The 10,325-nt window shown below is 44.1% G+C and carries 10 protein-coding genes; all 10 read right to left on the bottom strand.

Going from position 1 to position 10,325, the window contains the following annotated elements:
* Positions 1-197: 197 nt before the first annotated feature.
* Positions 198-1,427, bottom strand: coding sequence for an FtsX-like permease family protein (locus EXN75_RS16280; RefSeq protein ID WP_134844620.1), 1,230 nt, complete (start codon positions 1,425-1,427; stop codon positions 198-200).
* Positions 1,428-1,466: 39 nt separating this feature from the next.
* Positions 1,467-1,802, bottom strand: a complete 336-nt coding sequence (gene rbfA / locus EXN75_RS16285; protein WP_022110599.1) for a 30S ribosome-binding factor RbfA — start codon at positions 1,800-1,802, stop codon at positions 1,467-1,469.
* 90 nt (positions 1,803-1,892) lie between these two features.
* Complete coding sequence (murI, locus tag EXN75_RS16290) at positions 1,893-2,729, bottom strand: glutamate racemase (RefSeq protein WP_134844621.1); 837 nt, start codon at positions 2,727-2,729, stop codon at positions 1,893-1,895.
* Positions 2,726-3,301 (bottom strand): OmpH family outer membrane protein, encoded by a 576-nt coding sequence (locus EXN75_RS16295; protein ID WP_134844623.1) that lies wholly within the window; start codon positions 3,299-3,301, stop codon positions 2,726-2,728. The genes murI and EXN75_RS16295 overlap by 4 nt, the downstream gene beginning before the upstream one ends.
* A 117-nt stretch (positions 3,302-3,418) precedes the next feature.
* Positions 3,419-3,904 carry an OmpH family outer membrane protein gene (locus EXN75_RS16300; RefSeq protein ID WP_118115962.1) on the bottom strand — a complete coding sequence of 162 codons (486 nt, stop codon included), beginning with the start codon at positions 3,902-3,904 and terminating at the stop codon, positions 3,419-3,421.
* Between the two features lie 99 nt (positions 3,905-4,003).
* Complete coding sequence (locus EXN75_RS16305) at positions 4,004-4,519, bottom strand: OmpH family outer membrane protein (protein WP_118115964.1); 516 nt, start codon at positions 4,517-4,519, stop codon at positions 4,004-4,006.
* 70 nt (positions 4,520-4,589) lie between these two features.
* Positions 4,590-7,226, bottom strand: a complete 2,637-nt coding sequence (locus EXN75_RS16310) for a BamA/OMP85 family outer membrane protein (protein WP_022110604.1) — start codon at positions 7,224-7,226, stop codon at positions 4,590-4,592.
* Between the two features lie 63 nt (positions 7,227-7,289).
* The gene (locus EXN75_RS16315; protein ID WP_022110605.1) at positions 7,290-8,042 is read right to left on the bottom strand and encodes an isoprenyl transferase; all 753 of its coding nucleotides are present in this window, start codon (positions 8,040-8,042) and stop codon (positions 7,290-7,292) included.
* Positions 8,042-8,725, bottom strand: a complete 684-nt coding sequence (gene porG / locus EXN75_RS16320; RefSeq protein WP_118115968.1) for a type IX secretion system protein PorG — start codon at positions 8,723-8,725, stop codon at positions 8,042-8,044. The genes EXN75_RS16315 and porG overlap by 1 nt, the downstream gene beginning before the upstream one ends.
* Positions 8,726-8,769: 44 nt before the next feature.
* Positions 8,770-10,188 (bottom strand): DUF6242 domain-containing protein, encoded by a 1,419-nt coding sequence (locus EXN75_RS16325; RefSeq protein ID WP_134844622.1) that lies wholly within the window; start codon positions 10,186-10,188, stop codon positions 8,770-8,772.
* Between the last annotated feature and the right edge of the window lie 137 nt (positions 10,189-10,325).

A 10,325-nucleotide genomic window follows, 5' to 3' on the forward strand; every position in this document is an offset into this window, starting at 1 on the left:
AATCTTTCTTATCCTCCAGCATGAAGGAAAAACGGAAGCAAAAGTCGCAGAAATGATGGCTCTCAGCAACTCTGCACTACGCACAATGAAAAGCCGAATCAAAAAGAAAAAAGAATCAAAATGAAAAAAACTTAAACCATCCATATAGAATCAACAAAGGCAGTGTTACCCTTCGTAACACTACCTTTACATCTTTTTTAACCTAATAGACGCTTACTCAAAGCCCTCACTGGATACCAGACGGCTAACCAGCCGACTGCCAGCACCGTGACAAAGATAATGGCAACATCTGAATAGTGTACACTTACCGGATAAGCATCAACGATGAAAGAGCCAGCAGAATCACCCAGTTTCACAAATCCGAATTCCTGCTGTAAGAGACAGAGCAACAAACCAATACCAATACCGATGATGGCTCCAATGGCAGAAATCATTCTACCTTCAAAAAGGAACACACGGGCTATCTGCTTGTCGCTGGCTCCCAAGTTGCGCAAAGTAAGCACATCATCCTTCTTATCGATGATCAGCATGGACAACGAACCGATGATATTAAAGCAAGCCACTATCAAGATAAACGTAAGAAAGATATAAGCTATCATCTTCTCAATAGACATAATCTTGAAAGTATCTTCCTGCTGTTCAAATCTATCCAGCACCCGGTACTTATCTCCAGCAATCTGCTGCATCTCCTTCTTCACGGCACCTAAATCACTGCCATCTTTCAGTCGGAGTTCGAGCGAAGAAAGCATTCCCTGCTGCCCAAAAAGATTACGGGCAAATGTTACGGAAGTCAGAATGTAACTCTTGTCATAACGGGCTTGCTTGACAGCAAACAATACGCCCGGACAGACCAGAGAATCAACTACAAATCCCTCTGAAGGATTTGACATATCCAACTGTCCCTCCTTCATCGGTGCATAAATCTTCAGAAAACCATCCCATTGCGCACCGATACCAAGGGTCTGCGCCAAGCGGATACCCAAGGTTCCATATTCCAAGTTGGCAGCATGAAGTGAGAATGTACCATCACCATAGAGGATGTCAGTGATATGCGACTGGTCGCTGAAATTATCATCCACACCCTTGATGGTAACCATAGCCTGACGGTCCTGATAGACAGCCAGCGCCTGATCTTCCACACACTCTGTTGCAACATCTACCTGCGGCAACTGGCGAATTTTGGTCAAGATAGGGTCATCGCAAGGCGCCGTCTTACCTTTTGTAGGAACGAGTTCCAACTGTGGATCAAAGCTGGTAAACAAAGTTGCCACCAAGTCATGGAATCCATTGAACACACTCAGCACGATGACCAGCGCCATCGTAGCCACAGCCACACCAATCGCCGAGATGGCACTGATGATATTGATGGCATGAGTGCTCTTCTTGGAAAAGAGATATCTGCGAGCAATGAAAAATGGAAAATTCATTTGTCTTTTACCTTTTTACTCTTTTACTTTCTTACGTTTTTACTTTTTCAAGAGTTCATCTATACGCTCCAAATAATCCAGACTATCATCGAGGAAGAAGCGTAATTCTGGAATAATACGCAATTGGTTTCTTACCTTCTTGCCCAAATCATAACGAATGGTTTTCTCATTAGCGGTGATATTCTTCAGGATTTCCTCTCCTTTCTCAGAAGGGAACACACTCAGATAAGCAGTACAGATACTGAGGTCTGGACTGATTTTAACCTTGGTCACACTCACCATGATACCATGCATCATACGAGTTTGTGACTGGAAAATAAGACTCAACTCCTTCTGGAGAAGTCTGGATATACGGTTTTGTCTTGTTTCTTGCATAATCTTTTCAATTAGAATGATTAACTAAATCAGAATGAATAATCAAATTAGTATGATTGACTAAAAAATTAAACATTACTCAGTTTAACACTATTCAAGGTCCACATGCTTCACCTCCACACTTTCATGCAGGAAGATCTGAGCAGACTCCTTGAATTTTTCCTCACTTTCAGTAGTCAGATACTGGCAGGTACCTTTCTTGGTAATCATATTCTCCATGTCCTGATGCCGCTTCAAGTAATTTTTCAGACTCTCAGCTACATACATTCCTTGTGGCACAACCCGCACACCATCGGGAAGGTTTTTCACAATGCTGTTCATCAGCAATGGATAATGTGTACATCCCAAGATAATCGTATCTATGTCAGCATCTTTACGCATCAGTTGGTCAATGCGCTTCTTGACGAAATAATCAGCACCCGGACTATCAGCCTCATTGGCTTCTACGATAGCCGCCCATAGCGGACAAGCAACACCGCTAACCTTGACTTCAGGCCAGAGTTTGGCAATCTCCAAGTCATAGCTTTGACTTTTGATAGTACCTTCCGTTGCCAACAGACCAACATGGTTACTCTTGGTGATATTACCGATAACCTCAGCAGTAGGACGGATAATACCCAGCACACGGCGGCTTGGATCCAACTCAGGGATATCTCTTTGCTGGATAGAGCGAAGCGCCTTGGCTGAAGCCGTATTACAACCCAGAATCACCAGGTGGCAACCCATGGAAAACAGTTTGAGTACTGCCTGGCGCGTAAACTTATACACCACCTCGAAAGAGCGGGAACCATACGGCGCACGTGCATTATCACCCAAGTACATATAGTCGTACTGAGGAAGAAGCTGACGAAGTCCATGCAGGATAGTCAACCCACCATATCCGGAATCAAATATTCCGATAGGGCCAGGATTAGAAGGTAACATCATTTCAAATTCTCCTTGATTAGTTCGGTAATATCCTCTCCCATCGCAGCATCAACGTATGGAAGTGAATCGTGGTCTGAATTCAGGATAAAAGCATATCCTTTCGCCTTGCCTATCTTCTGCAAAGCCTCTCTGATTTGTTTTTTCAGGGGAGCATAAGCATCTTCCTCAGCCTGTTTCAGCAGACGTTCCGACTCAGCTTTGAAAGCCATATTCTTAGCCATCAGTTCACGAAGTTCCGCCTGTCGTTTTTCCAGGATGGAAGGAGCGAAATTACGCTGACCATCCAGAAACTCCTCATACTTGCTGTTAAACTCGTCCTCCGAGCGCTTGGTTTCGGCATCATACTTCAAGCGAAGATCGTCCATATGATGCTTGGCTATCGCATAACCAGGCATTGTACGAAAGACTTCTTCGAAGCTGAAATAGCCGAAACGGATTGCAGACGGAGCCTCTGCACCCGCAGTAGGAACAGCAGTAGCCTCACTCGCTTTAGGAGCAGAAGTAGCCATCTGCTGGGCAGATGCCAGCACGGGCATCATTGCCAGAACCAAATAAAGGAATGTCTTTTTCATCATGAAGTGTTGGATTAGAATAGGCATATTCATACCTATTATATATAAATACTGAAAAGAGAAACAAGGGCAAGCACTTGTGCCTGCCCCCACTATCTTAGTTGGAAATAACCGAAATTACTTGATCTTAGCCTGTACTTCCTTAGTTACATCAACTACATTGGTACCTGTGTAAACAGCAGCACCTTCCTCGAAGATGTAAGTGTAGTTGCCAGCCTTACCAACAGCCTCGATAGCAGCACGCACCTTAGCCACGATAGGCTGCATCAGCTCGCTGCTCTTCTTCTGCAATTCCTGCTGACCGTCCTGATAAGCCTGCTGAATCTTCTGCTGAAGACCCTGCAACTCAGTTTCCTTCTGCTGCTTAGCAGTAGCGTTCATTGTGCTCTGACCCTTCTGATACTCGTCAGCCTTGCGCTGGAACTCATCCTGCATAGACTTCAAATCGTTCTCCTTCTGCTTCTGGAGTGCCTCAAGCTCACCATTAGCTTTAGCAACATCAGGCAAAGCCTGCATGATAGTCTGGGTATTTACCTTACCAAACTTCTGTGCCATCATTGTCATTGGTGCACAAAGCATCAACATTAAAATAAGCTTTTTCATTGTTTTTATTCTTTTAATTATTAATTTCCAAATAGGTTTTCAGATGGACATATTGTCCACAGTCAACTCACTTTTATAACTCTCGCTGCAAATATACAACTAATTATTGGAATAACCTAATTTTTGAAGCACTTCGTTGCTAATATCGATTTTTGGAGAACCAAATATGATACCAGCATTGCTGGCTCTGTCGAGCACCAGCGAATAGCCACGCAAATCAGCGATTTCCTTCACTGCATTGTAGATTTCCTCCTGTATAGGAGTCATCAGCGCTTCACGCTTCTTGTAGAGTTCCCCTTCAGGTCCGAAGTATTTCTTCTTCAGATCACTGGCTTCCTTCTCCTTCTGCATGATGGCATCCTGCTTGGCTTTTTTCTGTTCCTGTGACAAGAAAACCACCTCGTTCTGATAGTTCTTGTACATAGTACTTGCCTCCAGATTGAGCGCCTCTACCTCAGCTTGCCATTTCTTGCTCACCTGATTCAACTGTTCGTTGGCACGCTCGTAAGCAGGCACATTCTTCAGGATATATTCCATATCAACCAGCGCATATTTCTGCGCATGGGCTGTGATGGCTGCTACAGCCATCATCAGCATCAATATCATCTTCTTCATAAGAATTCCTCCAATTATATCAATTCTTATTTGTCATTTCTCATTTGTCATTTCTCATTTGTCATTTGTCTTAGAACTCCTGACCGAGGATAAAGTGGAACTGGCTTCCACCCTTCTTATACTGGCTTCCGTTCCAAACCTTGTCGAAACCATAAGCCCAGTCGATACCCATCAAGCCGACCATTGGCAAGAAGATACGTACACCGACACCGGCACTACGCTTCATGCTGAATGGATTGAACTTCTTGGTGTCATACCATGCATTACCTGCCTCTACAAAGGTCAAACCATAAATAGTGGTATTACCCAAAAGGAACGGATAACGGAGTTCCAATGAGAAACGGTCGTATGCATAAGCATAGTAACCTGTGCTGGCACTATAAGATACAGAACCATTCTCGTAACCACGGAGACCGATGGTTTCCTCACCATAATAGGATGAATAACCGCTCATACCGTCACCACCCACATAGTAGGTCTCAAATGGACTCTTGTTGTATTTATTGTAAGCTCCCAACAAACCGAGTTCCACACGGGTCATCAACACAAAGCACTTCTGACCTCCGCTCAATGCGGTATAAGTCTTAGCCTTGAACTTCCACTTATGATACTCTATCCAGCGATATTTCTCCTGCTGTTCCTGAGCATAAGTTGGTGAGTTTCTGTTGGTTGCCAGATGCTCATAATCCTTGTTGTTCATCAAGCTCCATGGTGGAGTCAGGTTGACAGAAGCCTCTACCTCAGAACCAGTACGTGGGAAGAGCTGATTATCTGTTGATGTACGGTTCAGCGAAATTGTCAAGTTCAAGTTATTCGCATTACCATTATTCATCAACATATAACTCCAGTTCTTCATCATGTAGCGCTGGTAAGCCAACTGCACAGACAGAGTAAAGTAGTCATCTGGCCAACGGAGACGCTTACCCCAACCGAGGCTTACGCCGACCATCTGGATATACTTATCTGGGTCGTAATAATTCTCGTAGTTATTGTAATAGCTGGAACCGTAACCATACATGTAGCTATAGTAGTTGTTCATGTAAGCACTGTTATAATAGTTGCTTGACACGTCAGTACTCTTACTATAGTATGCACCTACGCTGAACTGAACAGGTCGCTTGCCACCAAACCAATTGGTAGAGTAGCTTACATTGTAGCTCTGATAGTAGGTACCATTGGTCTGTGCACCGATACTGAGCACCTCACCATCACCGATAGGCATGATACCACGATGCTCCTTGTTCTTGTTGAAGAGGTTTGCCATAGAGAAGTTGTTGAGCTTCAAGCCCACACGTCCGATGACACCCGTCTGTCCCCAACCGAGTGAGAACTCAATCTGGTCATTACTCTTCTGCTCCAAGTTCCAGTTGATATCCACAGTACCATCCTCATAGTTTGGCTTGATATCCGGGTTCACCTTTTCAGCATCAAAGTGTCCCATAGAAGCCAACTCACGTGCAGAACGCATGATAGCATCCTTAGAGAAGAGATCGCCTGGCTTCGTACGGAGTTCGCGGCGTACTACATTCTCATAGAGTCGGGTATTACCGTTGATGCGTACATGGCTCAGATAAGCCTGAGGGCCCTCAGTGACGCGCATTTCGAGGTCGATAGAGTCGCCATCGATATTGATTTCGGCAGGATTGATGTTAGAGAACACATAACCATTATTATAATAGAGGTTTCCCACCGCATCATCATCCTCATTCAAGCGCTTGTGCAAGAGTTTCTGATTATATACATCACCCTTCTTCATGGTGAGCAGAGCATTCAGACGGTCTGTATCATAGACAGTATTACCCACCCACGTGATATTACGGATGAAATATTGCTTACCCTCATCTACCTTCACATATACATTGACATGCTTCTCATCGTAGTTGCTGACGCTATCTTCCAGAATCTGGGCATCACGATAACCATACTCGTAGTATTTATCTATCAGCTTAGCCTTATCCTCTTTCCAGCGTTCTGGTGTAAACTTCTTAGATTTGAAGAAAGTAGCAAATTTTCCTGCCTCATGAGTCTTGGCGAATGCGCCTTTGGAGAATAAGCCACCCTTAATCTTGCGGTCAGAAAGTTTCTCATTGCCATCGATGGTAATCTGATGAACCTTGATTTTCTCCTTTTTATCTACGATTACATCCAGGATAACCTGTCCTTTGTTGGCTACATCATCACGTTGGTTGATCTGGATATCCGCATTCTTGAAACCTTTGTCATCAAAGTATTTCTTGGCAAGAATCTTGGCACGGTCGAGCATGTTTGGAGTCACCTGTGTACCCTTTACCATACCCAATTTCTGCTCCATATCCTCTCGCTCGCTCTTTTTCAGGCCGATATAATTGATGTTAGAGATACGAGGGCGAACGGCCAGATAGATGTGGAGATAAAGTTTTTCACCCACAATAGAGTCGGCAGCAATCGCCACTTTTGAAAACAGTCCATGCTTCCAATATCGCTTGACGGCATTGGTCACATCATCTCCCGGCACATCGATTCTATCACCGACCGACAGGCCAGAGATGCCAGTAAGCACATAATCCTCATATCCTTCCACTCCTGATACGTTGATGCCTCCAATGACCAGATTACGGGGATTTCCTGCATACGAGATGTCAGGATTCACAATCTTGTCTTGTGCCGTCACCTGCAAACAAGCCATTACACCGAACAGCAGGATGAAAACCTTTCTTATCTTATTCATTTACTTATTATGTATATTTTCAAATATATTCTTTCCTAATATGACTCCCGAGTAATAGTAGCATTACTCTCCTTTTTCCACCTGAGCCTCAGTTTTGCCAAACCTGCGCTGACGATTCTGATAGTCAGCTATTGCCTTCTGAAGATCTTCCTCCATGAAATCAGGCCAGTAGGTATCGCAGAAATACAACTCAGAATAAGCTATCTGCCACAAGAGATAATTGCTGATGCGCAATTCACCGCCCGTACGGATCAGGAGATCAGGATCTGGCATAAAGTTGGTTTCGAGATGCTTGGCGAAATTCTCTTCAGTCAATTCACCGGCTATCTCATCATAGCTTTTCTTGCCATCAGCCATCGCATCCTTCAGGGAACGTCTCATTGCTTCCATGATTTCCCAACGAGAAGAGTAGCTCAAAGCCACCACCATCGTCATGGCGTCATTCTTAGCCGTATGTTCCATGGTCTCCTGCAACTTTTCCTGCACAGGCTTTGGCAAACGACCTATATCACCTATCACACGGAAGCGTACATTGTTCTTCATGAAGATTTCATCCTCAAGAGAAGTGAGTACAAGTCCCATCAGAGCAGCCACCTCGTCGGCAGGACGATTCCAGTTTTCCGTAGAAAAAGTATAGAGTGTAAGATATTTCACACCTAAGCGAGTACATTCTGAAGTGATACGACGAACGGTATCCACACCAGCCTGATGGCCGAAACTTCTTTCTTTGCCTCGCTCCATCGCCCATCGCCCGTTACCATCCATGATGATGGCAATATGCTCTGGTATTCTGCTCATATCTAAGTTTGTTGCCATTATTCTTCTTTATTACATGTTCTACATTTTGCCTTGAAACTATAGGTTATTGTGAGCTGCAGCATGGAATAGCAGTCTGTATTCTTGAATGCACCGCTGCTCTTCACTCTATAGGGGTCTTTCACTCCATCCAGTTCATCATTCAGAGAGAAATGGAATCCCCAGTCTAAACCTACATTCAGCCGTTCTCTGACTTTATATTTCACACCTATACCGATAGGCACATTGGCGGTAAAGACACTTTTGCTGCCTCCAGACACGGAAGTAGCTCCCAGTCCGCCATAAATATAGGGTGTCAACCGTTTGGCTCCTCGATAGTCTCTTCCTGTACCGTAAGGCCAGAAATTATACTCGAAGACGAGACTTACATCCACCACATTATGATTGAACTCATAGGTTGACTCTGCATAATCCGGATAATAAGTCTTGACATCCGCCGACGATCCTTTCAGTTTTCCATAACTGGCGCTCAGGCGCAAGTCTTTATAAGGGTCGAAATTGTATCTCCAAAGCAGCGAGGCCATCGGCTGCATGTTTTTCAACACGTTGCCATTGAAATCACCCTCGTAACTGACCATTCCTACCCCCGCACCTATCTCCATGCGATATTGGGGATCATCCTGGGCGCTGATGTGGACAAGAGCAACCACCAAACCGATTATCGTCAGAACTATTCTGCGCATTTTACACCTTATTATATATATAGACTCAAGAGAAAGAAATAAGTTTATTCCTTTCTCCATCCATCTCTATTATATCTTCCTTTCCAGACGTATCCGTTGTTGATAACCCAATAATAGTTATTGGCATCACGCACGAAAGCAGCTGGTCTGCTTACTGCAAATTCAGCAGGCATCACAACTGTTGTATCCACACTCCAGTCTAAACCAGTCTTGCTCACATACCACTTACATTTTTCCACAGTAGCACTACCCACTTTATAGTCGCCAGCAGCCAAAGCCACATAACCGCTATCGTTGAGCGCCACCTGGAGGGTATTGAGATAAGGCAACATACCAGCCTGATGAGCCTGATATTCTACATAGTTCCACTGATAAGAATCTGTAGCTTCATCAGCATCAAAAGTGCGAGTCCAGATCGTTGCGACCGTATCCTTCTCTTCATTCTCACGAACCTTTCGATTACCGAGGAGAAGAAGGTTTTCTGCGCCTTTTACAGAACGAACAGGCTTAACCACCAAACTGAGGTTTTCTGTTGGCAGGAAGTCTGCGCCCTTGTCATCCATTGCATCAGGAGTCCAGCTGGCACCATTGTCCTTAGATACGGCAATACCAGCAGCAGTATAAGCATACAGATAGTTGCTACTTGCGCCAATCAACTGCAGAAGAGAGGCGTCAGTAGTAACAGATTCCCAATTGATGGCATCATCAGACTTGAGAACTTCGCCATTATTGAGAATATAGAGTTTACCATCCTTAGCGATTGCGCTCTTATAGGCATCCTCACCCAAAGCAACATCAGGAGTTAGAGGATTTCCAAAAGCACCACCATTCAGGCCAGTCTTGAAAATCTTGGTACCACCATTACTCTTACCGAAAACATAGACATAGTTGCCCGCAAAAACGGCTTTCATGCCAGCCAAAGCTGCCAAGTCACCATTCTGGGCTGCAAGAGAATGCCATACGAAGGAATCAGGACCTTCTTTGTGTACATTTACGGTAATCGTATAAGTACGATATGCAGAATAATCGTTGTTAAATACTCGGATTTCCTTTGGTTTAGAGAAATCTACGGAGTCAGAGCTGGAATAATAAACCAAAGAGTCTTTATTATCCTTACTTTTCAGCACCCAAAACAGCGGACTGCTCTGCTTGGCTGTGATAGAAGCCAAGGCAGCACTGCTCTTTGTCCCAACAGGCAAAGAGTCTGCATTATAGATCTTACCAGCGGTCTGATCTATATAAAATTTATAATTAGAACCAGCAATCGTGGTAGCATAAGTTGAATCCTTCGTACCATCCGATGTCTTTCCCAGATAATAGCGATTCATCGTGCCAAGCGAAAAAGCAGTGATGGCAGTATCATGGGTATATTCAATATTTGTATCATCGTCACTGCTCAAACATGAAGACAATGACAGGCCTGCAGAAAGGAGCAGGATGAAAGCAAAAAACTTCCTTTTCATTCTTATTTATCCTTAATTCCGCAACACTATAGTTTAACATTATTTATAAGTGCCTGAGCAACAAAAAGTTGCCCAGGATTTTGCCATGTCAGAATTTTCACTTACCTTAGTGTTGCGAAAAGAAGACAAGCAAAACT

This window comes from Segatella hominis, assembly GCF_004535825.1.
Classification (GTDB): Bacteria; Bacteroidota; Bacteroidia; order Bacteroidales; family Bacteroidaceae; genus Prevotella; species Prevotella hominis.

Bases quoted from the DNA above. Each gene is read 5' to 3' on its own strand.
- EXN75_RS16315 (WP_022110605.1), bottom strand. From the start codon at position 8,042: ATGGCAACAAACTTAGATATGAGCAGAATACCAGAGCATATTGCCATC.
- EXN75_RS16305 (WP_118115964.1), bottom strand. From the start codon at position 4,519: ATGAAGAAGATGATATTGATGCTGATGATGGCTGTAGCAGCCATCACA.
- EXN75_RS16300 (WP_118115962.1), bottom strand. From the start codon at position 3,904: ATGAAAAAGCTTATTTTAATGTTGATGCTTTGTGCACCAATGACAATG.
- EXN75_RS16295 (WP_134844623.1), bottom strand. From the start codon at position 3,301: ATGAAAAAGACATTCCTTTATTTGGTTCTGGCAATGATGCCCGTGCTG.
- porG (WP_118115968.1), bottom strand. From the start codon at position 8,725: ATGCGCAGAATAGTTCTGACGATAATCGGTTTGGTGGTTGCTCTTGTC.
- EXN75_RS16325 (WP_134844622.1), bottom strand. From the start codon at position 10,188: ATGAAAAGGAAGTTTTTTGCTTTCATCCTGCTCCTTTCTGCAGGCCTG.
- murI (WP_134844621.1), bottom strand. From the start codon at position 2,729: ATGATGTTACCTTCTAATCCTGGCCCTATCGGAATATTTGATTCCGGA.
- EXN75_RS16310 (WP_022110604.1), bottom strand. From the start codon at position 7,226: ATGAATAAGATAAGAAAGGTTTTCATCCTGCTGTTCGGTGTAATGGCT.
- EXN75_RS16280 (WP_134844620.1), bottom strand. From the start codon at position 1,427: ATGAATTTTCCATTTTTCATTGCTCGCAGATATCTCTTTTCCAAGAAG.
- rbfA (WP_022110599.1), bottom strand. From the start codon at position 1,802: ATGCAAGAAACAAGACAAAACCGTATATCCAGACTTCTCCAGAAGGAG.